21 protein-coding genes and 1 pseudogene are annotated in these 26,016 nt (G+C 37.4%); 17 read left to right on the forward strand and 5 right to left on the reverse strand.

What is annotated here, in order from left to right:
• Positions 1–478: 478 nt before the first annotated feature.
• The 3 genes from TR08_RS30310 to TR08_RS13620 all read left to right on the forward strand — a co-directional run bounded on the left by TR08_RS30310 (position 479) and on the right by TR08_RS13620 (position 8,252).
• Positions 479–4,654 (forward strand): LamG-like jellyroll fold domain-containing protein, encoded by a 4,176-nt coding sequence (locus TR08_RS30310; protein ID WP_052427460.1) that lies wholly within the window; start codon positions 479–481, stop codon positions 4,652–4,654.
• Positions 4,655–4,843: 189 nt separating this feature from the next.
• The gene (locus tag TR08_RS13615) at positions 4,844–5,041 is read left to right on the forward strand and encodes a hypothetical protein (RefSeq protein WP_045518910.1); all 198 of its coding nucleotides are present in this window, start codon (positions 4,844–4,846) and stop codon (positions 5,039–5,041) included.
• Between the two features lie 106 nt (positions 5,042–5,147).
• Positions 5,148–8,252, forward strand: coding sequence for a beta-N-acetylglucosaminidase domain-containing protein (locus TR08_RS13620; RefSeq protein ID WP_045519072.1), 3,105 nt, complete (start codon positions 5,148–5,150; stop codon positions 8,250–8,252).
• 102 nt (positions 8,253–8,354) lie between these two features.
• On the opposite strand, the gene TR08_RS33935 is transcribed toward TR08_RS13620, so the two are convergent.
• A complete protein-coding gene (locus TR08_RS33935) occupies positions 8,355–8,573 on the reverse strand; it encodes an IS3 family transposase (protein WP_081954478.1) in 219 nt (72 codons plus the stop codon).
• A 26-nt stretch (positions 8,574–8,599) separates the two neighbouring features.
• On the opposite strand from TR08_RS33935, the gene TR08_RS13625 reads away from it, so the two are divergent.
• Positions 8,600–8,848, forward strand: a complete 249-nt coding sequence (locus tag TR08_RS13625; RefSeq protein ID WP_045518912.1) for a hypothetical protein — start codon at positions 8,600–8,602, stop codon at positions 8,846–8,848.
• Between the two features lie 156 nt (positions 8,849–9,004).
• Here the strand turns inward: TR08_RS13625 and TR08_RS13630 are convergent, their stop codons facing one another.
• The 3 genes from TR08_RS13630 to TR08_RS13640 all read right to left on the reverse strand — a co-directional run bounded on the left by TR08_RS13630 (position 9,005) and on the right by TR08_RS13640 (position 10,819).
• Positions 9,005–9,226, reverse strand: a complete 222-nt coding sequence (locus TR08_RS13630; RefSeq protein ID WP_045518913.1) for a helix-turn-helix domain-containing protein — start codon at positions 9,224–9,226, stop codon at positions 9,005–9,007.
• Positions 9,227–9,405: 179 nt separating this feature from the next.
• A complete protein-coding gene (locus TR08_RS13635) occupies positions 9,406–9,933 on the reverse strand; it encodes a competence protein ComK (protein ID WP_045518917.1) in 528 nt (175 codons plus the stop codon).
• Between the two features lie 397 nt (positions 9,934–10,330).
• Positions 10,331–10,819 (reverse strand): sigma-70 family RNA polymerase sigma factor, encoded by a 489-nt coding sequence (locus tag TR08_RS13640; protein ID WP_045518918.1) that lies wholly within the window; start codon positions 10,817–10,819, stop codon positions 10,331–10,333.
• Positions 10,820–11,497: 678 nt separating this feature from the next.
• Between TR08_RS13640 and TR08_RS32540 the strand changes: the two genes are divergently transcribed.
• The 11 genes and pseudogenes from TR08_RS32540 to TR08_RS31025 all read left to right on the forward strand — a co-directional run.
• Positions 11,498–11,653 carry a hypothetical protein gene (locus TR08_RS32540; RefSeq protein ID WP_193747742.1) on the forward strand — a complete coding sequence of 52 codons (156 nt, stop codon included), beginning with the start codon at positions 11,498–11,500 and terminating at the stop codon, positions 11,651–11,653.
• Between the two features lie 173 nt (positions 11,654–11,826).
• Positions 11,827–12,444: a hypothetical protein gene (locus TR08_RS13645; RefSeq protein ID WP_238579137.1), complete on the forward strand. Its 618-nt coding sequence runs from the start codon at positions 11,827–11,829 to the stop codon at positions 12,442–12,444.
• Between the two features lie 448 nt (positions 12,445–12,892).
• On the forward strand, positions 12,893–13,612 hold the full coding sequence (locus tag TR08_RS13650; RefSeq protein WP_045518922.1) for a GntR family transcriptional regulator: 720 nt from the start codon (positions 12,893–12,895) through the stop codon (positions 13,610–13,612).
• 372 nt (positions 13,613–13,984) lie between these two features.
• Positions 13,985–15,562, forward strand: coding sequence for a PTS transporter subunit EIIC (locus TR08_RS13655; protein ID WP_045518924.1), 1,578 nt, complete (start codon positions 13,985–13,987; stop codon positions 15,560–15,562).
• A gap of 107 nt (positions 15,563–15,669) precedes the next feature.
• A complete protein-coding gene (locus TR08_RS13660; protein WP_045518926.1) occupies positions 15,670–17,049 on the forward strand; it encodes a sulfatase family protein in 1,380 nt (459 codons plus the stop codon).
• Positions 17,043–17,513, forward strand: a complete 471-nt coding sequence (locus tag TR08_RS13665; protein ID WP_045518931.1) for a PTS sugar transporter subunit IIA — start codon at positions 17,043–17,045, stop codon at positions 17,511–17,513. Before TR08_RS13660 ends, TR08_RS13665 begins: the two co-directional genes overlap by 7 nt.
• A gap of 86 nt (positions 17,514–17,599) precedes the next feature.
• Complete coding sequence (locus TR08_RS13670; RefSeq protein ID WP_045518933.1) at positions 17,600–18,325, forward strand: N-acetylmannosamine-6-phosphate 2-epimerase; 726 nt, start codon at positions 17,600–17,602, stop codon at positions 18,323–18,325.
• Positions 18,326–18,359: 34 nt separating this feature from the next.
• Positions 18,360–19,490, forward strand: a complete 1,131-nt coding sequence (locus TR08_RS13675; protein ID WP_045518935.1) for an anaerobic sulfatase maturase — start codon at positions 18,360–18,362, stop codon at positions 19,488–19,490.
• A gap of 29 nt (positions 19,491–19,519) precedes the next feature.
• Positions 19,520–21,235, forward strand: a complete 1,716-nt coding sequence (locus TR08_RS13680; protein WP_045518936.1) for a SulP family inorganic anion transporter — start codon at positions 19,520–19,522, stop codon at positions 21,233–21,235.
• A gap of 23 nt (positions 21,236–21,258) precedes the next feature.
• Positions 21,259–22,212 (forward strand): formylglycine-generating enzyme family protein, encoded by a 954-nt coding sequence (locus TR08_RS13685; RefSeq protein ID WP_045518937.1) that lies wholly within the window; start codon positions 21,259–21,261, stop codon positions 22,210–22,212.
• A 392-nt stretch (positions 22,213–22,604) separates the two neighbouring features.
• Positions 22,605–22,850: pseudogene (locus TR08_RS31025) on the forward strand (transposase); the annotation flags it as partial.
• Positions 22,851–23,532: 682 nt separating this feature from the next.
• Here the strand turns inward: TR08_RS31025 and TR08_RS13695 are convergent.
• Entirely contained in the window at positions 23,533–24,249 is a 717-nt protein-coding gene (locus TR08_RS13695; protein ID WP_045518941.1) for a helix-turn-helix transcriptional regulator, read from the reverse strand.
• Between the two features lie 367 nt (positions 24,250–24,616).
• On the opposite strand from TR08_RS13695, the gene TR08_RS13700 reads away from it, so the two are divergent.
• Both TR08_RS13700 and TR08_RS13705 read left to right on the forward strand, forming a co-directional pair.
• Positions 24,617–24,937 carry a Rid family detoxifying hydrolase gene (locus TR08_RS13700; RefSeq protein WP_202964969.1) on the forward strand — a complete coding sequence of 107 codons (321 nt, stop codon included), beginning with the start codon at positions 24,617–24,619 and terminating at the stop codon, positions 24,935–24,937.
• A 16-nt stretch (positions 24,938–24,953) separates the two neighbouring features.
• The gene (locus TR08_RS13705) at positions 24,954–25,934 is read left to right on the forward strand and encodes a 1-aminocyclopropane-1-carboxylate deaminase/D-cysteine desulfhydrase (protein WP_045518945.1); all 981 of its coding nucleotides are present in this window, start codon (positions 24,954–24,956) and stop codon (positions 25,932–25,934) included.
• Positions 25,935–26,016: the final 82 nt, after the last annotated feature.

Here is a 26,016-nt window from a genome sequence, read left to right on the forward strand (position 1 = left end):
TTTTAAAAGATATTATTTAAGTAATCAAAGGTATGAAAATAGATAAAAACACGTAGATGACATCGAAGTGTTTTACAAGATGTGAAGGCATTTCTAAGAAAAATACTTACTAAAATACAGACTATCCGCATGTCAATTTGTTAATTGGATGTACATAAATTTTGAGCCTTATTCTCATAATGATATATCGATGTATTGATATATTACGATGTTAATATATAGGGAAAAATTGTAATTTTTAAAGGAGGTGATGAAAACATGTATTGATCAAAAAACGCTATTTTAATCTAGTAAGGAATTTCTTCTTAACGTTCTAATTTTACCACCTCATCATAAAAAGGGGACTCACATCCTTTAAATCAAGGCGTAGTGTAGGTACATAGGAAAAAAGAACGGACGAAAAGCATGGGCATTTGATTACGCTAATCAAAAGGAAAGTTGTAAAATAATCGCTTTCCAATAGTAAAGGAGGATTCACATGAGATTTTTGGGGAAAAAGCCAAAGTCATTAATGGCAATCATGATGTCAATGGGGATGTTAGTTTCATTATTGCCACCTAGCTTTACTGTACAAGCGACTCCTCGGGCAATTATGGAGGATACGGAGTTTAAAATTGCTTCGTATAATATTGCAGCTAAGGGAGGCAGCACAAAAGCAATTGGTGAACTGATCAAAGCTGAGGATATCGACATAGCTGGATTCCAGGAGGTGGATAAAAACACTGGAAGAAATCAGAAAGATATGTTAAAGGAAATCGCTGATGAAGCAGGCTATGACTACTACTTCCGTAAGAGCATCGACTACTCTGGTGGCGAGTACGGCAATGGTATGGTTGCTAAATCTGAATTTGCTAACGAGAATGGTGCTGACCTGGATGCAGGTGGCTATGAAGGCCGTGGCTGGCAACGTGCTGAAGTGAGTGTTGGCGATAAAACGGTTGCCGTATATAATACTCATCTAACTTGGGAGGACCACAGCATTCGTGCTGAGCAGATGAAAGATGTGTTAGACGTAATGGAAGCAGATAAGACTGAATACAAAGTGCTGACTGGTGACTTTAATACACAGGAAAGCAATGATGAGTTCGATGTTTATCTGCGCAATTACAACATTGCAAATGGTAAGGATGGTAAATGGTTAGATACCTACATTCCATTCGATGCGTCTATGAAAACAAATGCTATTGATAATATTATTACGACACGTAATATTGAAATCAAAGAAGCCGAGGCGTATAAGGCAGATGGGATTGGATCTGACCACAAAGTTCTCGTTGCAACTTATAAGTTATTAAAAGAGGAACAAACATCTACTCAACTGTTGGACAAACAGATCAAAAAGGCAAATAATCTTCTGAAGATGACAGATCGTTATACCGAAGAAACGCTGGCAACTCTAGCAGGTGCTGTGAAAGCAGCAGAGGATTCTAATAGAGATACGCAGGATGCGGTAAACAAAGCAGTTGATGCTCTAAATACTGCTATTGCTGGTTTGCAGAAAATTCCTGCTAAACCTAGTGAAGCAGTCGCGTGGTGGGATTTCGACGGTGATGAACCAATGAAGGATAAAACTGGACGCGGCAACAATGGTGTGAAAAAAGGCACTGTATCCTTTGTCCCAGGTCTAGAGAATCTGGGCAATGCCCTATCCACTAAGGACGGTTATGTGTCTGTTGCTAAGGCAACTGACGATTTGAACTTGGGCACTGAAGATTTTTCAGTGGGATTCTGGTATAAGGCATCTAACCCAGGTTCATGGGCTGCAGTTCTTGGTGACAAAAACTGGAGCAGCAGTGCAAATCCTGGTATGGCAGTTGTTCAGGGACAAGGGAAGTTCTACACTACATACGCTGCAAACGGCCAAGGACAGCAGGAAAATATTGTTGGTGGTACTGCTGGCAAGGTTTATGACGGCAAATGGCACTACATTGCAGCTGTTCTGGACAGAGATGAAGAGAGCACGCTGTATGTGGATGGCAAGATGATTGCATCTACTTCAATTGCATCTACTGCTGATAAGGATGCAACTGTTTCTTACCCATTCAACATTGGTGCTGATGGGAACGGGGGATACCGCATTGACTCTCTTATTGATGATGTAAAGGTGTATCGTTCTGTTCTGTCTCAGGAAGAGATTGAGGCTGAATACCTGCTCAACCATGACAAGTCTGCAGCTGCTACTGATGAAATGGTTAAGAAGACTGAAGACTACCTGAAAGATTTAGTTATTGATCCTAATGAAGTGGAAAAGTTACCTACTTTTGAATCTGAAGACGGTAAGAAAATTTCTAAAATCTTTAGTAGCGAGAACGACCTGATTATTGATGATAAGGGGAATGTTCTTCGTCAACCATTAGTCGACAAGAAGGTTCAGATAACCTACATTGTTCAGGAAAATAGAGAAGATGTTGCCTATGACGAAGGTCCTTTGGTTCAGAACAAGTGGATCACTGTCAAAGGTAAAAATACTACTGGAACAAACAAGATGCCAAAGGTTGTTCCAACTATGCAGGAATGGTCCGGCGCTAACGAAGGAGCGTTCTCTTTCAAAAAGAATAGCCGTATTGTAGTTGCAGCAAAAGAGATGGATGCACTCAAAAGAGCTGCTGAAATCACTAAGAGCGATATCAAAGAACTGTTTGGACTAGATGTGAAGATTGTTTCCGGCACTCCTAAGGCCGGTGATATTGTCTTAACCTTTGAAAAAGGCGATAAGAAGCTAGGAGAACAGGGATATATACTGGAGATTGGCGACTATATTACAATCCGAGGAACAGAGTATAGAGGTGTATTCTTCGGTACTAGAAGTGTGCTTCAGGGCATGCTTACATCAGGCGACAAGACTATTGCCTATGGTACTGCTGTGGATTACCCTAACTATCCTATCCGTAAGTTCATGTTGGATATTGGACGTAAATACTTCCCGATGTGGTACCTAGAAGATTTAATGAAATACGCATCATGGCTGAAGCTTACAGACTTCCAGGCCCACCTCAGTGAGGATACATTCAACGACTATTCAGCATTCCGTTTGGAATCTAATATTCCTCATTTGACAAGCACTGACGGATATTACACTAAAGAAGAGTACCGTAACTTTCAGAAACACGCGGGCGACTATGGCATACGCGTAATTACTGAAATCGACGGACCTGCTCATTCTCGCCGTTTCATTGAGCTTGGCGAGTATGAAGATGCTCCTGAAAAATACAAGAATTTAGGTCTAGATGGCACTCACTTCAATCTCAGTGAAGAAGGAGGCGCACGTGAGCGTGTCTTAAATTTGATGGGTGAGGTTCTGGAAGAGTATCTAGGCGGAGATAACCCTGTTATTACCACTGATGCATTCAATATCGGTATGGATGAATACTTTGGTAATCAGGATGACCTTCGTGCTTATGCTGTTAATATGTACGATAAGGTAGTTAACAAGTACAACAAAACTGCGTTTGCTTGGGACTCTAACGCTTCTCTAGCAAATGAAAAATATCCAAAGGAAATGTATCCAATGGATGATATTGTAATAGACTACTGGAAATGGGAAGAAGTTTCTGGTGGTTTGAAAAAACTGATGGATCAGGGATACAAGGTTGTTAATGGAGACCATCGCTGGTACATTGTTCCAGGTGCACAGATTGGTTTCTACGACTATGCGAAAGAAGAACGTCTCTACAATGAACTGAGTGCTGGAAATATGGTTGGATGGTATGGAAATGGAACTATCTTCCCAGAAGGTCACCCAAATATTGCTGGTGGTACTATGTTACTTTGGAATGACCGTGGTATGTTTGCAGGTTACACTGTAAACGACATCTTTGCAAGACAACGTTCTCAGTACCCATACCTAGCTCAGAGTTACTGGTATGGTCGCGAGGATGAAACTTTTGAAGAGTTCAAAGAAAAAGTTGACACTATCGAAGTTGGACCAGGATTAGATAACTTATACAAGGACATCGATTCTGATGGTGAAGTTGTTTACAACTTCGACATGGAAGAATTGAAGGGTACAAATCTAAAGGATCAGTCTGGTAATGGTTATAACGCAACTGTTAAAGGTGCAAAGTTGACGGATGGTCCCAATGGAAAGCAACTTACATTTAATGGTAAGGGTTATATTAAAGCTCAACACAAGGCTCTAAAATGGCCTTACACAGCTATGTTCGACTTGACTATTGACGAAAATCAAACTGGGGACATCGTTCTTTTCGAAGAAGTGATGCCTAAACAAGAATGTGTTGAGAAAGACGGCATGCCTACAGGTCAGGAAACACGTGTTATTATTATGAAGGAACAGGCGGATGGAACGTATCGTCTGACTTATTCACGTGAGAACTTTAATTTCGAACACAACTTTACATTTAAGAAGGGACAACCTTACCGTATTGCATTCTCTTCTGATGAATCTAAGCCAAGTGGTGGCGAATTTGCTAAATGGAATCAACCTAATACTCTCCATGTCAATGGCGAATTAGTATCTACTTTACAAGGTCCTAAGAAACCTGAGGGCTTCAACGGAACATGGTGGGTGGACTCTCCATCTATGAACATGCCTCTAGAAAAGATTGGTCAGAATCTAGTAGGAAGCTTGGATAACTTCCAGTTATACGATCGCCTACTGACAAACGAAGAAATTGCAGAATTAGGTGGCTTTTGAGGACAATGGTACAGATCCAGAACCAGGATCTAAGAACCTTGCCCTGAATAAACCTACTAATGCCTCCAGTGTGAAAGTTGGCGAGTAGGGTCACAGGGAACACTACGGGCATCTGCGGCTGTAACAGGAGACCTAGACTTAAATCCGACACCGCAGGAGCAAAAAATATCGGAGGATAAAGGGTTTCCTTTGACACCAGACGTCGGAATTGTGGTAGGCAAGGACACGGATGAACAGGCGATTCATGAGGTTCTTCGGGCATTGAAGGACGCAGACGTCAAACGAATCGTCCGGATCAATGCCGGGGAGAAGGTGACAACTCCTGTTACCATCTGGATTGGCGGACCTTCGGAAAATAAGGGTTCGCCCTCTTCTTGGTTTATGTAGTAAGCGGTTACGTTAAGGGTGAATATGATAGAAAAACATGTGATTTATTTATGCCAAACTAGTAAGAAGGAACGTAAACTACTTTCGAAGTTAAAGGAGAATTTACATGCACTTATTTAGAAAAAAGCCAAATTCTTTAGTAGCAATCATGATGTCTGTAGTAATGTTAGTTTCTTTACTACTACCTAGCTTTATTGTTCAAGCAGAAGAAGTAAAAATAGAAGCTAGTAAAAAAGGTAGTAATTCGGAAAAAGGTAACCAAGGTTACGAAATTTATCCAATTCCTCAAAGCATTGTATACAAGAAAGGAAACCTTGACTTAGGTTCAGATGTAAACGTTGTCTTTGAAAGTGGATTAGATGAAGCAACAAAAAATCGTTTAATCGAAGTGTTAGCAATTAAAAATATTCGTCATACTGTAGGTACAGAAATTCAAGCAGGAAAAACAAACGTTATTGTTGGGATTAACAACTCAGGCGAAATCGTTGATAAGTATTTCAATACAAAAGGGTTAGATGATGAGGCTCATTTTACAAAAAACGATTCTCATATCATATCTGTTAATGATAATGTAATCGCTGTATTAGGTAAAGATACAGATTCTGCTTTCTACGGGATTACATCGTTAAAATTAATCTTTAAGCAAGTAGAAGGTTCTGAAATTAGAAAACTATTAATTAAAGATTATTCAGATGGTCATTGGCGCGGATTTATTGAAGGATATTATGGTATTCCTTGGAGCAATGAAAACCGTATGAGCTTAATGGAATTTGGTGGAGACTTTAAGATGAATGCTTACATCTTCGCACCAAAAGATGATGTGTATCACAGTCTTAAATGGAGAGAACCATACCCAACTGAAAAGTTAACTGAAATTAAAGAAATGGTTGAAGTTGGAGCTGCTACAAAGAATAAATTTATTTGGACCATTCATCCATTCTTACACAATGCAATCCAATTTGATGATGAAGCAAAATATCAAGAAGATTTAGCAACAATCATTACAAAGTTTGAGCAATTATATGATGTTGGTGTACGTCAATTTGGTGTACTTGGCGATGATGCAGCAGTAGGAGAAGCAATAGACCAAGTAAGATTAATGAACGATTTAGAAGAGTGGCGCGTATCAAAAGGCGATGTATATAGCTTTATCTTCGTTCCTAAGGTATATACAAAGGAGTCTGCAGGTGGCGATGTTAATAACGAATATTTAAATACAATAGGACAAATGCCTAAATCTACTGAAATTATGTGGACAGGTGACGTAATTCTTGGTGATGTAAATAAAGAAACCTTCGAATTCTTTGAAGAAGCAGTTGGTCGTGAAGCATTCATGTGGTTAAACTGGCCAGTTAATGATATCAACAATAAGAGATTACTAATGGGTAAAGGTGAAATGCTAGATCCTTCTGTTACGAACTTCCGTGGTATTGTAACGAATCCAATGCAAGAAGCTCAAGCTTCAAAAGTAGCTTTATTTGCAATAGCAGACTATGGCTGGAATAGAGCTGGTTTCGATATGGACAAGAGTTGGGCGGATTCTTTCAAGTACATTGCACCAGATGCAGCAGAAGAGTTACACACATTTGCAAAACATATGAGTGATCCAACTCCAAACTGGCATGGTTTAGCTTTAGAAGAGTCAGAAGAGTTAGCTCCATATATAGTAGATTTTACAAAAAAATTATTTGATGGAAAGTCTATTGTAAAAGATAGCAAGTTCCTATTAAACGAATATAGAAAGATTGTAGATGCTACAAATAGTTTTGTACAAAAATCTAAAAATGAACTATTAAATACAGAAATTAAAGGTTGGGTTGATTCTTTAAGAGATGAAGCCGAATCAACAATTGCATATATAAATGCAGCAGTCGCTTACGAACAAGGTAAATATGATGATGCAATGAAGTTCTATGTTCAAGGTGGAGATGAATACGCTGCTTCAAGATCTCATAGAGTTCCAGCAATCAATAATGGTCTAACTAGACCAGAACCAGGTACAAAATATTTAGTACCATTTATTAATGATTTATCAAGATTAGTAAGCGAAATGGTTACTCAAACAATTAATCCAGATACTAATAGATTAGTACTTCTCCCTTACACAAACATGGGTCCTAACTTATATTGGGGACATATTCAAAATATCGTAGATGGTGGTACTGATAGATTATCAACTATGTGGGTAAGACGCGGTGCTAAGGCAGACGACTATGTTGCGGTAGAATTAAGTGATGAAACAGACGTTAATAGCATTACTTTTGAACAAGGTGAGCCAGGTGCTGGCGATTCATTTAACTATGTTAAATTCCAATATTCCATTGATGGAAAAAAATGGATAGATGTAGATGGAAAAGAATATGGTCCACATACGCAAAAAATCGTTGTCAAAGACTTAAATTTAAAGGCTAAACATATAAGAGTAATTCCAACAGGTGAACTTAAGAGCAACTGGATTTCCGTACGTGAATTATCAATCAACAAGGATGATGCGGGTCACATTAAGAGAGATGTATATACAAATGTTAAGGCATTAGCAGCAAACAAAGTAGATATCTTCCCATCTAACGCGACACTTGCAGATGTAAAAGGTATTAAATTAGGTAAAGGTCAATATGTTGGTATCAAACTAAACAAAATTAAAGAATTAACTACTATCATTGCTGATGTTACAAACAATGATAAATTAACATTAGAAGCATCAATCAATGGTGTTGAATGGACTGAAGTAACAGATTTAACAAACGTTACAAATGCACGTTATGCTCGAGTGATTAATAACACAAAAGATGCAGTTACATTTGATATTACAAATTTAGAAGTACAATATTCCAATAAAGATGTTACATTTGAGGTTACACCAGCTGCTGAACCTAGATTTGAAGCAGCTAACTTAATCGACGGTAAATTAAATACAGCATTTAAACCAGGTGTAAATGCACCTAAGAGTGGTAGCCTTGTATACAAACTTTCTGATAGAACTGATATCACTAAGTTTACTGTAATCCAAAGCCCATCAACTATTTCAGATGCAGTTGTTTCAGTAAGAACTGAAAATGGTTGGTCTAAAGTTGGTACACTAGCTAAATCTCAGAATGTATTTAGCACAGCTAAATCTAAGAATGTATTTGAAATCAAGATTGAATGGAATGGTGTTGCACCAACACTTCATGAAATCGGTCTTTCAACAGGTAAGAAGCAAGGCAAGTAAATGAAAACACGGGGACGGTTCCGCCGTTTCCCTATTTTCTTCCACAAAGGTATGAATAAATTTGGTCAAGCCCCCAAAAATAGACATCAATAAATTCGACATTTATGATGCATTTTGGTAATTTAAATAATACATTTTAGAAGAAACGAATCCCATTCTATGCTGGATTCGTTTTTCGTTGTAATAGCGAATATATTTCTTTAGATTTTGTTGAAAAGAATCGATTGGGCAGTTGGGATAAAAACAAGGGAATTCCGTTTTTAACTGCGAAAAAAAGCTTTCAATAACAGTGTTATCCCAACAGTTTGCCTTTCGTGACATACTTGGTATGAAGTGTAGCTCCTAGATTGTTTAGTATTCCCACTTTACTCATTGTCGCTGGAATAGCCGTCATCAGTATTTTCATATGGGAAATGAAAAAGGAAACGGCTCTTTTAGCCAAGTCAGTGGTTAAGCCTTATGAACCTGAGCTGCATAATCGGACATTCAAAGAAGAAGCTTGGATTAAGTTACCTGAACCTGGTTCTCAACTTGGCGACTTACCACAACGGTATATTGTTTATACCAAATTAAAAACAAATCCACTTGATTCATAACTCTATTAAAAAAGGTAACTACACAATAAAATTGGTAGTTACCTTTTTTGTTTACATATCCTATTTCAATATTCCAATGACTAAAATATTCCACAAAGTGGGTTAACATGTATAATCACCATCTAGCAAATCGGAATGTACCAAATGGATTATTAATTAGTCTTCGATTTTTTCGAATGTAATGATTTGGTCCATATCATCTATATCTAGTGCATCCGCTATACTTGCTAGATGATGAAAGTGGACATTGAGCCTCTTTTGGTTAGCTAATTCACTTAAAGCCGCATGACGGACATTACTAAGACGAGATAATTTTCTTAGTGTTAACCCTTTTTTGATAAGTAGTTCTTTTAATTTTACGACAACGGTTCTACTCATAGTTCTCCTTTATACAATCCATTGTTTAGTAGGAAAAATTAACATTGGTATTTTTAATATGTTATACGGGTAAGCGTTACCAATTTTGGTTTTTAAAGAAAATAAACTATCTAAAATTGAAAAGTAGTGGGCAGTTTAACCGCTTTTATTCTTAAAAATTATTCTATGATAAGACGCAATTATTTCTTTTTGTATTTTCTTTTCCTACGCTTCTTTGGTGGTGCAATGATATAAGATACCGGGTTATTCGCATTTTCAATGGTAATTGTGCTTAACTGCTCTGCTGATTTCCATTTGTTATTAAAAGAAAAAAGTTTGGAATCATTCTTGAGTGTTTGTCTATTTCGAAACTCTATGTGTGTTTTTCGTTTAGAACTTTGGGTTCTTAAGATGTGACAGGGATTAAACCAAATCGTATCTTCGTGTTTATGCGATTTATCGGGAAAGACACAAATGTTATGTATATGGTTGATCATGACAGGGCACATCATGTTATTCCCAATGATAATTTTGGCAGTATCCATGGCTCCCTTTAAATTAAAGCCGATACATCTGAGACTATCGTCAAGTATCTCCAAAGGTGATCGATCAACGATAAAAACACGGTGGAACTCTCTTACTAGGGTACATACTTTTGCATTCCGATCAAGTAACCCAAACATGTACATCATATGCTGATTAATGATGTAGTGCGGTTCAATAAACAAACTCATCACTCCTAAATTGTTATCATTTTGATTTTTTGTTTCTGATAGCAGTTAGATAATGGTTGAAATGAATACTGATACTGTATGTTAACAATGCAAGTTGAGAAAGCCATGAAACCTAGTAAAGTGAGGTCAAGTTGAGTAAACAGGGATTAGAATAGTGATTTAATATAACGAAGAGAATCAAAACTATATTTGTAAAATGATTCTAGAAGTGTTTCTTCTAACTATTAAACCATTAATGAAATAATATCATTTATTACTATAATATTTGTACGCTTACATGTACCATTAGTGGATATTTTGTGAATATTATCCGATTTTGTCGAATATTGGTAATGTTACCTTGGTAACCCTGGACAGGTTAAGTACCACACACTGCCCGGGTTGAAAATTGTTAGTTATGATTTGCAACTTTTTCTTTTAATTTTCTTATTGCCCCTGACCGCCATTGCTTAACGGCAGATACTGAAACTTTCTCCCTTGCCGCGATTTCCTTAATGGTTAGTTGATCTTTAGACATGGAGATTACCCATTTTGCTTCTTTTTCCGTTAGACCTTCGCAATAGATTTTAATCGTTTCTTTCTCGAGGTAATTAGAAGACTCATGGTCTACAATCGTTTCCCAGAATTCCACCTTTGGATGGATAAGTCCTTCATTAAATTGGTTGTTTTGGGACATTTGAGATAACATTTTCCCTTTCATATAGGTGTAAGCGTAATTCGAGAAGCTGCCTTTTCTTTCATCGAAGGACTGCGTCGCTTCCCAAAGTCCAATTAACCCCGTCTGATAGAATTCATCTTCATTTCTATAAATGTGTAGTGAATGAATAATCTTATGAATCATTGGTTGGTACTGTACAACTAATTCATCAAAGCTCTCCACTGGTAAAACCCTTCAGGGCAGCGCGCTTCCGTTTTATTCCTAGGTAGCTCTACCATAATCCATTCATGGAAAACCTTCGAATCACAGAAAATTGAATTAAACATTAAAAAATAGATGAAAAGTGCAAAAATCGATTCAAATTGGAACAAACTTCTTCTCGATATGATTTGTTTATTAAAAAGTATATGAGTTTATATCGGAGCAGTGATGCTCCGGAATATGTTCTAGGATGGATAGCCGAGATTACTGATCAACTAACAAATTGTATATTTGGTAATAAATAATCTCGACAATTATGGCATGTAACTACCAAAGAAAATCGAAATTGCTCCTGAATTCATCTCAAATTTAATCAAACGTTTGATTAGTCCCGAATTTGTTTCTTCATGTCTACTGATGTAAAAAACAAGCCCTTTATGGACGTTTTTATAACCATTCCGTATTTAGGCAGCCTTGAATTCGATAAGATTTTTTCAAGTTTATTAACCAAAGTTGGTTTTCCAAAAGGGTTAGAGGAACTTTTAATCAAACGTTTAGTTAGGACGAATAAGGGGGAAACGAGTCGAAGTTTGAAAAAAAAAACTATAAATTTTTATAACTCCAGACTTTATCAAATAAAGAAAATAAAATAAATAAGCTCAGTGCCCAAAAAGAGGAAGTGGAGCCGGTGGTTTCTTAGTGAGCTTAAAGACTATAAAATGGAATTTTATAGATGGAAGGTGTTACAGTTTCAGAGGGAGAGATTTTAAGAGTAAGGCAAATCAAGCGGAGATAGGTGCTTGGCACCATCAAAGTGAAGTTCCAACTACAATGGACGCGATTCAGGCAGTATAAGAAAAGAAGAATCGTATTTCAGGAAAAATTTCAATATATCAGGAAAAAATAATAGTTTATCAGGAAAAATTTCAATATATCAGGAAAATTAATAGCTACCCTGATAAGACTATTAAACTAATACCGATTTTCATTCATAATAGGAAGATAGAGAGAAGGGGAGAATGATTTTGTTGGGCAATAACTTAGATTTAATGCTTTTTTTTGAAGGATATGTTAGGAACTATCGAAGATTAAATCTTAATGAATTACATAACCGCTCTATGTTTACGAGAAGGGAGATTGAGCATTTTTCGAATTTGGGAGAAATGCTTGGCTTTTCCGTTTTTGTAGAAGATGCAAAGTATGACAAGCGATTGAAAAGAAACCGTCCGATGGATCTTTCCTGGTGGAAATGGGATGAGCGGATTGATAAAGATAATTTTGTCAGTCTTGCCCTACATCTAGAACGGGAAAATCAGTGGGATAAGGATGTTGTCACGATTGAGAAGCTTTTTTCCATGACAACAGAAGGATACATCCCGCAAAACGTGATTGGTATCCAGAATATTGAATCTTCATCACGAATTGATTACCTAAATAAATTGGTTTTTAAGAAAAATACAAAACAACAATCCAACGTCCTAATGATTTACCGTTTTTACGACCGAGATAATGATCTAGACAGAGTATGGGCTTATCAATTTACTCCTTCTGGGATTATTGAGGAAAGAAGAGCTATTTGCAAAAGGGATGAATTGGGGTATTGGGTTTCAGTATTTGAAGAGGAATACCCCTTGCTGAAAGAATAACTTAGGCCCTTTCTACGTTAAGACTCCATAATAGAAGGCAATCGAAAACAAGAAAACCACCTTACGCCGTCGTAAGCAAAAGTGTGGTTCTCAAAAATAGTAAACATTGACAACCACCACCCTGACGGTAGAGGCTGCATAGAGAAGTGTTCGTTGCACTTCTCTTTCTTCGTTTCGGAAAAAAGTTGCAGGAGTGTGGTGCCGATTTATTTTACCTGTGCCTTTTTTTGCGAAAACTTCCGATTGACACCTTTAAGAACCGTTCCTACGGTTCCCTTGCCCTTAACAAGACCTGAATCATATGGTAGTATGGCGATGGATAGGTAATTCTAAAATAGCTATGTTTTTTGACCTTTTTAAGATTCAAAGATTTTTTCTTTTTTTATTGATAGGTATGGTAAGTTCGAAAGCATACTAATAATCATTGTTTGATAAAGGAGAATTACTGATGAACAATCAGAAGAAAATAGCTAAATATAAGATGATCGAAAATGATATTTTAGGTAAGATTAACAGTGGTTTTTACTCAAAAGAGCAGCTAATTCCAACTGAGCAGGAACTCGCTAAGGAGTATGATGTTAGCAGAGTAACGGTAAGGCAGGCGACCAACAATTTAGTTGCTAAAGGATATTTAATACGGAATCAAGGTAGTGGGACGTTCGTTGCGGAGCCGTCCCATATTAATAGAACGACGAATATCAAAAGTTTTACTGATGAAATGTCCGGGCTAAACAAAAAAGTCAGCTCTGATATTCTTACTTTTAAAATTGTTCCAGCTACTGAGTTCGTCAGTAATAAGTTGAACATAAATGGAGGAAGCTCAGTTTATTATATAGAGCGGTTAAGAAAAGCTGATGATGAACCGATGATGCTTGAAATGACTTATATGAGTGTAGCTGATTACCCAGATTTATCCTATGAAAAACTTCAACAATCCCGTTATAATTATATTGAACAAACGAGAAAGGTCTCATTGGATTATTCTCACCAAGTTGTTGTACCCATTATGCCTTCCGAGGAAATCATACATCATTTTCAATGTGACCCAGAGCAACCCATTTTAAAGGTGTTAAATAGCACATATTTAGCAAATGGAGAAATAGCGGATTATTCTGTGCTAATCTTAAATTCTTCAAAATACCAATATCAGTCCATAAAATTAAAATAGACGATAAAAGTAGTAAATCATGAGATTTACTACTTTTTTTTATAAAAGGAGACAATAATACACCTCTACCATATTCGAAAAAAGGTATTAATAAATTATGAAACATAACATAAAATAGACACTTTGATATACTATAATACAAGGTTAACGAAGAATTAATAGTATTTTTTAATAAAAATGTATTAACATATATTGATTAAATTTGTATTAACATTTATAATAAAAAAAAGTAAGAAAGCGAATACAATTTATGAGGGAGATGTAGAAAGAGAGGTAAGTATACTTGACGCGAAATAAGTAATTGCAATCATTTTAGCAGTTTATTAGTTTAATTTATTATTAGAACAAACAACAAAAAAGGGGTGTTTCTACATGTCGATTAAGCAGAAATCATTAGACTTTGGTCAACGGCTGGGGAAAGCAATCTTACTTCCAATCGCAATTTTGCCAGTAGCTGGTTTATTACTAGGTATTTCTTCGGCTTTATCTGGAGCAGCTGTTCTTCAAGCCTATCCAGTATTAAATAACACGATTTTGCAAGCGATTTTACAGATTATGAATGCAGCAGGTTCTGGGGTATTCTCAGCGTTGCCGCTTATCTTTGCTGTCGGAATCGCGGTTGGATTAGTTAAAGGAGACAAGGGGACAGCAGGGTTAGCTGCTGTAGTAGGATATTTCGTATTAATTATTACGATAAATGCTCTATTGAAGGTAACAGGGGGATTACCTCCAGAGGGTACGGATCCAAGAGCATATGGACAAGGACTTCAATTTGGAGTAATGACTCTTCAAATGGGTGTTTTCGGAGGGATTTTAGCCGGGATTGGAACAGCATTTGTCCATAACCGATTCTATAAAACTAGCTTGCCAGAGTTTTTAGCTTTCTTTGGTGGATCTCGTTTAGTTCCAATTGTTAATACATTTGCATTTCTTATCATCGGTTCATTAATGTTTTTAATCTGGCCATTTATCGGACATGGAATTGCAGCATTTGGTGAGTTTGCAACTGGCTTAGGTGTATTCGGTTCATTTTTATATGGTTTAACATTACGTACGCTCTATTTGTTAGGTTTACATCACGTTTTCTACCTTCCTTTCTGGACGACTTCCGCTGGTGGAACGCTAGAAGTTGGAGGTCAAGTATACCAAGGATTCCAAACGATTTTCTTAGCACAGTTATCTGATCCAAGTACAACGAAGTTTTTTGAAAACCTTGCTTTATTTAATAGTGGACGCTATCTCCACATTATGATTGGTATGCCGGCCGTAGCTTTTGCGATGTATAAGGCCATTCCAGCAGGACCAAAACGTAAAGCGACTGCGGGTTTCTTATTATCAATGGGTTTAACAGCATTTATTACAGGGGTAACAGAACCACTTTCGTTTGCACTGCTTTTTGCATCGCCAATTCTTTTCGTCATTGAAGCAGTATTGTTTGCCAGTGTATTCGTTGTAGCTGCTTTAGCAGACATTACCATCGGCTCTACTTTTTCTGCAGGTGCTATTGAATTCTTACTGTTTGGTGTATTCCAAGGAAATGATAAGACAAATTACATTTGGGCATTACTTCTAGGTATCCCAATTGCAATTGCTTACTTCTTCATTTTCAAAACAGCAATCATTAAGTTAAATGCAAAAACTCCTGGACGTGAGGATGATGGTGTTACAGAAGAAGAAAAAACATCACCTAGCAATTATGTAACAGATTCAGGAAAATCAGAACAAATTATTGCTGCTTTAGGTGGGATGAGTAATATCACAGATATTGACAACTGTGCTACACGCTTACGTGTTAGTGTTAAAAAAGGAGACGTAATAGATGTGAATGCATTAAAGTCTACAGGAGCATATAACACAATTGTACGAGGAACTTCTGTTCAAGTAATCTTTGGACCAAAGGTAAATCTTGTCCGAGCAGATATTGATGAGTATATAGAGTCAATTTCTTAGTTGATTAATAGGAATACTAGTGCAGCCATTGTACTAGTATTCCTATTATCAGTTCAAGTTGTTAAAAGTAGTGGACACCGGGAATATTTCAAAACAAGGAGACTACAATGCGTAAAAATATTATCTATATACACACACATGATAGTGGGAGAATATTAAGTCCATACGGTTATGATGTTCCGACGCCAAACTTAAAAATGTTTGCGGAGGATGCAACGCTATTTAGACAGGCGTACTGTGTCGGACCAACGTGTTCCCCAAGTAGAGCGGGGCTATTAACAGGAATGTACCCACATAGCAATGGAATGCTGGGGCTGTCTCAGCGTGGGTTTGGTTTGAAAGATTATTCGCAACATCTTGTTCCATTCTTGAAGAATACTGGCTATCACACAGTATTATGCGGAATTCAGCATGAAGTGGGCAGCTATCTTAATTCGCAAAACGGTGCTCAGGTTATTGGGTACGATGAAAATATTACTGAAGATAATTCCGAGTATGCTGAAGATGAGCTAGTGAAATGGGATTACTTGAATGCACATCGGGTAAGTGATTGGTTAAAACATGCTGACAAAGACAAACCTTTCTTCTTGTCTTATGGTCTGTTTGCTACCCATCGTAAATTTCCGAAAGAAGAGAAGAATGGGATTAACTCAAAGTATATTATGCCTCCCTATCCAATTGTGGATAATGAGACAACAAGAGAAGACTACTCTGGCTATTTAAAATCAAGTTCTTGGTTCGATGATTCATTCAAGATTGTCATTGACACATTGAAAGAAGAGGGGTTATTTGATAATTCCATCATTATCTATACAACGGATCATGGATTAGCATTCCCATTTAGCAAATGTAATGTAACAGACACAGGAATTGGTGTTTCGTTAATCATTCGTGTCCCTGAAAGTACTACAAAAGGTGAAGTCGTTGAGGGCTTGGTGTCTCATGTGGATTTGTTTCCAACTATTTGTGATTTACTTAACATTGAAAAACCCGAGAATCTTCAGGGTGTTTCATTCGTTGAAATGTTTAACAATCACCAAGCAGAGGTTAGGCAGGAGATTTTTGCGGAAGTTAATTTCCATACTTCCTATGAGCCTACGAGATGTGTTCGAACAAATATGTATAAATATATCCGCCACTATGATGAGGAATTCTTAAAGGTTAATATCTCGAATATTGACAACTCCCCTTCTAAAGAATTTTATTTAGAAAATGGATTACAGCAAGTAGTGAAGTATAGGGAGTCATTGTTTGACTTAATTTATGACCCAGGTGAACGGAATAATGTTGCGGATGACCCACGTTATGCAAGTGTTTTAGAAGAGATGCGTGCTAAATTACAAGAACACCAAGTAAAGACAAGTGATCCATTGCTTGAAGGACATATTGAGATTAAGGAAAGTTGGAAGGTTAATAAAAGAGAATGTGTAAATCCGAGTTCAAAAGATCCAAATGATTATGTTAAAAGTGAGGTAAAACAATGTTAGGTTTATTTAAAAAGAAAGCAACGTTTATTAGTCCGGTTGCAGGAAAGCTTAAGGAGTTAGAGGCAGTTGAGGATGAAGCCTTCGCTTCAAAGGCAATGGGAGACGGCTTTGCCATTGAGCCTATCCAGAATGAGATTCACTCACCTATTGAAGGGGTAGTCGAGTTTGCCTTTCCTACGAAGCATGCAATTGGATTGAAATCAAGTGACGGGGCAGAAATTTTAATCCATGTAGGTGTGGACACTGTGTCCCTTAATGGCGAAGGGTTTACGCTTCATGTTGAACAAGGACAAAAGGTTAAGCAAGGAGATTTATTGATTACGGCAGATTTTCAAGCGATAAAAGCCAAAGTTCCGTCTACTGATGTGATTGTTGTTTTTACCAATGGGAAATCTTGTACCCTATTAAAACACGGTCAGCAGGTAGAAAAAGGGGCAATAGAGATTATTGAAATCGGCAAATAAACTAGTTTCGCATCCTTTCATCAATGATTAGAAAGGATGTTTTCTGTTTGAAAAAAGGACATATCTAGAGTGAGGTGGATTTTGTGATGAAATCAAAGTTGGTGTTAATTGAACAACTGAAAAATGGGTTAATTGTTTCATGTCAGGCTAAGCTGGATGATCCTATATATGTTCCGGGCATTATAGAAGCCATGGCTGATTCGGCAATTTGGGGCGGTGCTGCAGGGTTAAGGTTAAATACTCCCGAACAGATCAAAGCAGTTCGCCAAAGGACAAACCTTCCCATTATAGGTCTATGGAAGATTCATAGTGAAAATAGTCCTGTCTTTATTACCCCGACTATGGAGGCAGTTCGAGCAGTTGTCGAGGCCGGTGCTGATATTGTTGCCATCGACGCAACCGACCGCATCAATGAAGAGGGAAAAAAAGCCTATGAAATCATTCCGCTTATAAAGGAAGAATTCCCAGATACCATGATCTTGGCTGATATCCGGAACGCAGCAGAGGCTTCTCAAGCATTACAGATAGGGGCAGATCTGGTTGCTCCTACTTTATATCGCTTTAATGATCATCCGAAATCGATTGATAGTCCCGACTTTGAGATGCTTTGTGAAATCGTCAGGGTTTGTGAAGGCTTAGGGCATGTATTAATGGAAGGGAAGATTAATACGCCCGAAGAAGCAATTCAAAGTCTGTATCTAGGTGCCCATGCTGTTGTTGTTGGCAGTGCCATTACAAGACCGCATCTAACCACTTTAAGGTTCACCGTGAAGATGGATAAATATCAAAAGAAAATGCCGCAGATGTATTAAAGATTTGCAGCTTAAAATGGGAGTTGACAGCCAGATGAATACGTTAACGATATTAATAAAACCAGCATCGTCTAGTTGCAATTTGGCCTGCAAGTATTGTTTTTATCATGATGTTGCTGATCACCGCTTAGTAAAAAGTTACGGCATCATGAAGGAAAATGTCCGGGCGTCCATTATTGAAAAGGCATTTGCGAGTGGAGCAAAGCGGGTTTCCTTTGCTTTTCAAGGTGGAGAACCAACGCTAGCAGGATTAGCGTTTTATAAGGAATTTATTGAAGAGGTACATCTGTATAATAGTAAAGGTGCAACGGTTGAGTATTCGATACAAACGAATGGCTACGTGATCGATGAGGACTGGGTAAAGTTTTTTAAAGAGCATCATTTCTTAGTAGGGGTATCTGTTGATGGTCCAAGTCATATTCATGACTATTTAAGAATGACCCATCAACGTCAAGGGACTCATAAGCGGATTATGGAATCAATTAACCTGCTTAGACGCTGTGACGTTCCTTTTAATATTCTTTGTGTATTATCTTCCTATGTAGCGGCACATCTCCATGAAGTATATGATTTTTTTAAAAAAGAAGACTTTAAGTTTGTTCAATATATTCCTTGCTTGCAGCAGTTCGGTGGGACCCATCAGGAGGATCCGTTTGCATTAACAATTGAAGAATATGAAAATACGCTAGACACTTTGTTTACTTATTATAAAGAGAATTTTGATCAAGGAAATTATATTAGTGATCGATTGTTTGATAACTATGTTCGGATGTCACAGGGATACGCTCCTGAAAACTGTGCACTAGCAGGCGCTTGTACGACTTACTTTGTCATTGAAGCAAATGGTGATGTTTATCCTTGTGATTTCTATGCTTTGGATGAATTTATAATCGGAAATATTCTAGACCATGGTTATGTTGAGATGTTTACAAACAGTACCGCCTGCCATTTTAGAAGGGAATCGGCTCCTTTAAGCGAGAAATGTCAATCGTGTAAACATATACACCTGTGTAGAGGCGGGTGTAAAAGGTATAAGGTTCACGATAAAGAAACGAATGAAAACCACCTCTATTATTGCGATTCCTATTATCACTTTTTTGAAAAACATACTGATTCCATATATGAGATTGGCCAAAAAGTTCTACAGGGGTATTTAAGTCATTAGAAATAAGAGTATGAAAAGGATAGATGGACATGATAGATAGAAAGTATATTCCAATTAATATGAAAGAACCATATAATAGGAACCTTTTCTTGAAGGATCTTATTGCGGCGATCACGCTTTTTGTCATGCTCGTTCCTCAAGGGATGGCGTATGCCATGTTAGCTGGTCTTCCGCCCGTTATGGGGCTTTATGCTTCAACACTTCCCCCAGTCATTTATGCTCTTTTTGCCTCTTCAAGGCATCTATCTGTTGGTCCAACAGCGATTACCTCACTTTTGGTCTTTTCTGGAATCTCCGCTGTTGGGCAGCCAGGAACGCCAGAATATGTCACACTTGTGATTCTATTAGCTCTTTTGGTTGGGATATTTCAGTTTCTATTTGGTGTGTTTAAATTGGGCTTCATTGTTCGGTTTATTTCACCTTCTGTTTTAAGCGGCTATACGTCTGCAGCGGCCATTATCATTGCTTTAAGCCAATTAAAGAACTTGTTAGGGATTGAGGTGGGTAATTACTTTCAGGTGCACCTCTTATTAAATGATGCAGTAAAGGGAATGATGGACCTGCATTGGATTACTTTCTTCATTGGGATAGGCAGCATCATTTTTTTAGTTGGAATGAAGAAACTGAATCCGCGTATTCCAGCTGCGCTTCTTTTAATCTTATTTTCGATAGTGGTTGTTTATCGTTTTCGATTGGATCAATTGGGTGTTAACATTGTTGGGATGGTGCCAAGCGGGTTCCCGTCACTCGTATTTCCAACGTTAACATTGGGGGCAGTCCAGCAAATCATCCTGCCTGCTCTTACCATTGCTTTGTTAGGATTTATGGAATCTATTGCAATTGGAAAATCAATTGCTGATAAAGAAAAGTATAAGATTAATCCAAATCGGGAGTTAAAAGCTTTAGGATTAGCGAATATGTTTGGTTCGTTCTTTCAAATATTACCGATCAATGGAAGTTTTTCTAGAAGTGCTGTGAATCATCAAAGTGGTGGGGCTACCCAGATGGTATCCATCTTTACGGGGGGGTTCATCCTACTTACCCTGTTGCTGTTTACTTCTTACTTCTATTATTTACCAACTTCTGTTCTGGCTGCGATTATTATTGTTGCTGTTTATAAATTAATCGACTTAAAACAATTAAAGAATCTTATAAAGGTCAAACGTGTCGATGGCTGGAGCTGGTTCGTAACTTTTCTTGTTACTTTGTTTATCGGGATACAGTGGGGAATACTGATAGGGGCGATCTTTAGTTTCTTCCTATTACTAAGCAGGATGTTTAGGCCAAATATTATCGAAGTTGGTTATTTAGAAAAAGAAAAAGTTTTCCGAGATGTTAAAAGATTTCCACAGGCAAGAACTCAGGATGATGTCATCATCCTTCGGGTTGATTCTTCTATTCACTTTGCTAACATCTATTACTTGGAAGAGAAACTAATGGATATTATTAGGTTGAAGCCGAATGCAAAGTTAGTGATCATTGATTTCTCTGGGGTAAATGATATGGATGCCTCTGCATTTACGGTTTTAGAAGAGTTACATGACCGGCTGAAGCAGGAAAATAATCTTGATATTTATATTGTTGGGATGAAAGGACCTGTTAGAGACACTGCAAATAAAGCAGGGTGGAACAAAAGGTATGAAAAGAAAATTGGATTTTTTACGATAGAGCAGTTACTTGAACATAAGAAAATTGATCTAACTTCAGTAAATGAAGAGGGGTTGCCCTTTATCTATATGATTTGATTTTTGAGCGAGGTGAGTACAAGATGGAAAAAAAGTCATGCTGCAGTGTTACCCGTGTTGCAAGCGAGCCAAATCGGGAAATGGCAGAGCAGGTCTTTTCTTTAAAGGAAAAGCGTAACAGAAGGCATATGGATCAAATGGTGAACTTACCTGGCGGAGAATTCTTAATGGGTACGGAGGATCAAGAAGGATTTCTGGCCGATGGAGAAGGGCCTGTTCGAAAGGTGTTTATCAAGCCTTTCGCCATTGATCGCTATACAGTAACGAACAAACAATTCCAAGAATTTGTAGAAGAGACGAACTATGTGACTGAGGCGGAGCGGTTTGGATGGTCATTTGTTTTTCATTTATTAGTATCCGACGATGTAAAAAGGACCGTCAAAAATAGTGTAAGCGGAACACCGTGGTGGTTTGTCGTGGATGGGGCCTATTGGAAGCAACCGGAGGGGGCAGATTCCACGATTGAAGCAAAACTAGATCACCCAGTCGTACATGTCTCCTGGAATGATGCCATTGCCTATTGCAACTGGGCGGGAAAAAGGCTGCCAACCGAAGCAGAATGGGAATATGCTGCACGTGGAGGGTTAGAGGGAAAGAAATACCCTTGGGGTGACGAGCTATTGATTGATGGAAAGCAACAGTGCAATATTTGGCAGGGAAACTTTCCTATTGAAAATAGTCTGGACGATGGCTATTTGTCAACGGCACCTGTACAATCATTTCAAGAAAATGGTTTTGGGTTATATAATGTCGTCGGCAATGTTTGGGAATGGTGTTCAGATTGGTTCTCACCGTATCATGCTAGTGTTGTAAACCCTACAGGACCGTCAACAGGGGAGACAAAAGTTATGAGAGGCGGCTCCTATTTGTGTCACGAATCCTATTGTAATCGTTATCGAGTTGCAGCCAGAACACAAAACTCACCCGATAGCTCAACTGGAAATATTGGGTTTAGATGTGCTGTAGATATCGGTTAATGTGTAATAATACCGGTGCCAGTGGTCATTACCCGAGTTTTGTCGAAGATTGATAGGTTGTTAGATAGCTTAAGCGTGTTAGAAAGTAGTTGCAGCTTAATATTGTTGGAGTGGCAGGGTTGTCAATCTTCTTTTCCTTCTTTAGGAAAGGAGGTGATAATCATGGAAACATTTCTTGAAATTCTACGAGTTCTGAAGGGAATTGTGCGGGAAGTATGCACATATTTTTTTCGGAAGAATGTTCTAGAAAACGAGAGAACCACCCCGCGCCGTAGGGAGGAGGGCACTGAAAAAGTCCCCTTAAACAATAAGGCAGAAACTCTCAAATTTTTCGGGGGTTTTTGCCTTTTTTGTTTTATAATTAGTGTATCTAATTTAAGTGGGCGGTTTCGGTGATATCAAAACAACAATCCTTGAAGTTTAGTCCTTATATGGATCTCTATAATATAATCGTCCAAGAGGATAACATGTTGCGCAGGATTAATGATCTTGTCGACTTTTCCTTTGTCTACGAAGGACTTTAGAATAAATAATGTCTGGATAATGGCCGGAATGCCATAGACCCAATTCGCATGTTTAAATATTTATTGCTAAAAACCATTCATGACGTTTCTGATATGGATATAGTGGAGCGTTCAGATTGTTAGTGCGAAATGTTCCTGACTCAAATGAAATGTGGTCACACAATACGGTAAAGGTCAGGCAGTTTTAGGTTTCTAAAACTGAAGGGTCATGTCGAGGAGTCGAATGAGGAGGTAACGCTCTGAAAGGCTGCCCCTGCGTCGAATAGCACGTTGTTTAGTAGGGAAAAAGCGTGTTGTAAGCTCGGCTAATAGGCGTGAGAATTTACCGTAACAGTCCGGCTGACGAAAGCCTACCCGATGGGGTGGTGTAAATCATGGTGCTTGTGTTGAACAGATATGGTGAGAATGCGATGAAATATAATAAGAAAGTATATTGCTGACGAACTTCTGAATGTACGGGTCTATACTGGCGTTATATAGAAATGTATTTACTACTAAATGTAGGGTTAGCTATGGATGAGTAAGAATCAACAATATAAAAATCCTTCTTGTGTTACAGGCACATGCAATGCTAACAGGCTCATAGGAAGCACCTAAGTTTGTTCCTATGCTGGGAAACTCGCCTGTACGGTGTGAAGTGGGGGGAAAGCTGGCGATAACTTCAAAAGCTTAACTATCACTATAATAAATAATTATTGGTTTAACATTAAGTAAGGTGAACCTTTCCATAAATAGTTGCTAAAACTAGAGCCCATCGTATTCTTTAACGAGAGGCTCTAATAAAGTACAAAATAATTTACTTTTTATCCTTATCAATCATTTTTAAATATCTGTATACACTGGGTTCAGATATATTCAATAACTCAGCGACTTGGGATACGGCACCCTTTAATTGGAATATTCCTTTCTTGGATAACTGTTTTATGATGTCTATTTTTTGCTCCTGCTTTATGACGACATTTTCATTTAAAAGAACTGGGTCTACGATTAAGTGTACAACCTCTTCAATAGAATCTGAAAAATATTCGATAATTTCATGATCATGGCGTTCTTCTATTTTTTCTTCTATGGAACCTGCCGTTTCATCTGCTATTGGGCTAATCATGTTTAATTGAGTCTGAACTAAATCTAGGATGTCATTCGCAATTTTCTTATGTTTACTAGAATCAAAATTGATACAAAGCATTCCAATTAATTCATTATTTTCATCTTTGATAAAATAAGTAGAACCTCGAACTTCTGCACCTAATTTTGTAAATCCTTTGTAGTTTGTTACATAATCATTATCTTGATAGGTTTTGTCTTTCATCATTTTAAGAGCAAGTCCTGTTAACGGTGCATTGATTGTTCGGCCGCTAATATGATTATTTGCGATGGCTCCAACATAAGAATTGCCCTTCTCAATAATGTGTAAAATCACTTCATAGTTTTCTCCAAGGACTATACCCAAAAATTCCACCAATTTTTTATAGTGATCAAGAATATCTTCTTTTTCCTTAACTTTCCTATTCATCTTATTACTCCTCACAAATAATAATGGACTTCTATAAATCTTAATAAAAAATCAATAAGGAAACAGGTAAAAAGATAAAATCAATTTATCTAAAGTTTACCAATAATTGAATTCATGTTCCAGATGCATAAAGCTGTTCAACAAAATAATTCCAAGGATTCATATATGAATAATGGTATAGCAATGGAATTTTGGTCATATATTTCACAAAAATTTAAACACCCTTTTTATAATATACCTATAATTAAGGAAATTAGTAATATTTCGAAAATTTGTTGCAATTTAGGTTACCTCAATAATATAATATTACCATGATAATAAAAAATTATTAAGAGGGTGTTTTGGTTGAAAAATATCAAGAGGTAATTTGTCCTATTCAGCATACCGTAAAGTAGGCTATTTGATCTATACATCTGGGCAGCTTCCAATTGACTCAGAAACAAATGAATTTCCTAGTGACGAAATTGAAGATCAAACAAGACAATCTCTGTTAAATGTACAAGCGATCCTCGTAGAAGATGGCTGCTCGATGGCTGATGTCATAAAAACGACTGTCTATTTAAATGATATGAATGATTTCGGTACCATGAATGAAGTATATAAGGAATTTTTTGTTTCTCCATACCCTTCAAGGACGGCTATTGCTGTTGAGAAACTGCCAAAAAATGCTTTAGTTGAGATTATTTAAGGATTGGAAAGAATATATGGATAAACTAATGATAGCTAACTTACCAACCAAAATTGAAAAGGTGCATTTTTTTAGGCAAAACTTACATAAATCAGTTTTCATAAAACGTGATGATCAAACTGGAATGGCAACATCAGGGAACAAGCTTAGAAAGCTTGAATATTTGATAAAAGATGCTCAAAACAAAAAATGTGATTATTTAATCACAAATGGTGGGATTCAGTCAAACCATGCCAGAGCAACGGCTGTTATTGCTGCAAAATATAAAATGAATTCTTTATTACTTTTAAAAGAAAGCGAAAAAGTTAAGACGGAAGGGAATCTGTTTTTTGATAAATTAGTAGGCGCAAAAATTAAGATTTTAAGTGAACAGCAGTATCAAAATCTCCCTTGCATCATCAAAGAATTAAAGGAGGAATTGACAGAATCAGGTCATAACCCATATGTGATCCCGATGGGGGGGTCAGATGGCCTGGGAGCTTTAGGGTATGTAGATGCCTATTACGAAATATTGAGGCAAGAGGAGCAATTGGGAATCGAGTTTGATACGATTGTGGTTACTGACGGCTCAGGCGGAACATACGCCGGTTTGTTATATGGAAATAAAGAGGCTAATAAAAATAAAACCATTATTGGTATGAGTGTATTAAATCAGATGGAACAAGCGGTTCGTGATATATTACATGTTTTAGAAGATATGAATCAATATGGAGACAATCTTTTCCGATTTTCGGATAAGGAAATTAACATAATTGATCGCTATATAGGTTTGGGCTACGGTAAGAGTCAATTGGATGAACTGAAATTCATGGAGAGATTCGCACGAGAAGAAGGAATCATTCTTGACCCGGTATATACCGGGAAGTCAATGTATGGTTTGTATCGCGAACTTAAAAATGGAAACCTGCAGGAAAGCCAAAACATATTGTTTATTCATACGGGTGGTATGTTTGGCTGGACGGATGAAAAGATTAAGATGTTATATGGTTCCATATAAGAGTGTATGTCCAAGACATGTCATATGACGTGTCCGACAGACCAAAATAGGTGAGTTGCAAAAGTAAAGTTAGTTCATGTGA

It is taken from the genome of Neobacillus niacini (assembly GCF_000759675.1).
GTDB classification, from domain to species: domain Bacteria; phylum Bacillota; class Bacilli; order Bacillales; family Cytobacillaceae; genus Neobacillus; species Neobacillus niacini_A.

Coding starts and splice junctions, on each gene's coding strand:
- TR08_RS30310 (WP_052427460.1), top strand. CDS start 479: ATGAGATTTTTGGGGAAAAAGCCAAAGTCATTAATGGCAATCATGATG.
- TR08_RS13620 (WP_045519072.1), top strand. CDS start 5,148: ATGCACTTATTTAGAAAAAAGCCAAATTCTTTAGTAGCAATCATGATG.
- TR08_RS33935 (WP_081954478.1), bottom strand. CDS start 8,573: ATGTCACGAAAGGCAAACTGTTGGGATAACACTGTTATTGAAAGCTTT.
- TR08_RS13630 (WP_045518913.1), bottom strand. CDS start 9,226: ATGAGTAGAACCGTTGTCGTAAAATTAAAAGAACTACTTATCAAAAAA.
- TR08_RS13650 (WP_045518922.1), top strand. CDS start 12,893: ATGAACAATCAGAAGAAAATAGCTAAATATAAGATGATCGAAAATGAT.
- TR08_RS13655 (WP_045518924.1), top strand. CDS start 13,985: ATGTCGATTAAGCAGAAATCATTAGACTTTGGTCAACGGCTGGGGAAA.
- TR08_RS13660 (WP_045518926.1), top strand. CDS start 15,670: ATGCGTAAAAATATTATCTATATACACACACATGATAGTGGGAGAATA.
- TR08_RS13665 (WP_045518931.1), top strand. CDS start 17,043: ATGTTAGGTTTATTTAAAAAGAAAGCAACGTTTATTAGTCCGGTTGCA.
- TR08_RS13670 (WP_045518933.1), top strand. CDS start 17,600: ATGAAATCAAAGTTGGTGTTAATTGAACAACTGAAAAATGGGTTAATT.
- TR08_RS13675 (WP_045518935.1), top strand. CDS start 18,360: ATGAATACGTTAACGATATTAATAAAACCAGCATCGTCTAGTTGCAAT.
- TR08_RS13680 (WP_045518936.1), top strand. CDS start 19,520: ATGATAGATAGAAAGTATATTCCAATTAATATGAAAGAACCATATAAT.
- TR08_RS13685 (WP_045518937.1), top strand. CDS start 21,259: ATGGAAAAAAAGTCATGCTGCAGTGTTACCCGTGTTGCAAGCGAGCCA.
- TR08_RS13695 (WP_045518941.1), bottom strand. CDS start 24,249: ATGAATAGGAAAGTTAAGGAAAAAGAAGATATTCTTGATCACTATAAA.
- TR08_RS13705 (WP_045518945.1), top strand. CDS start 24,954: ATGGATAAACTAATGATAGCTAACTTACCAACCAAAATTGAAAAGGTG.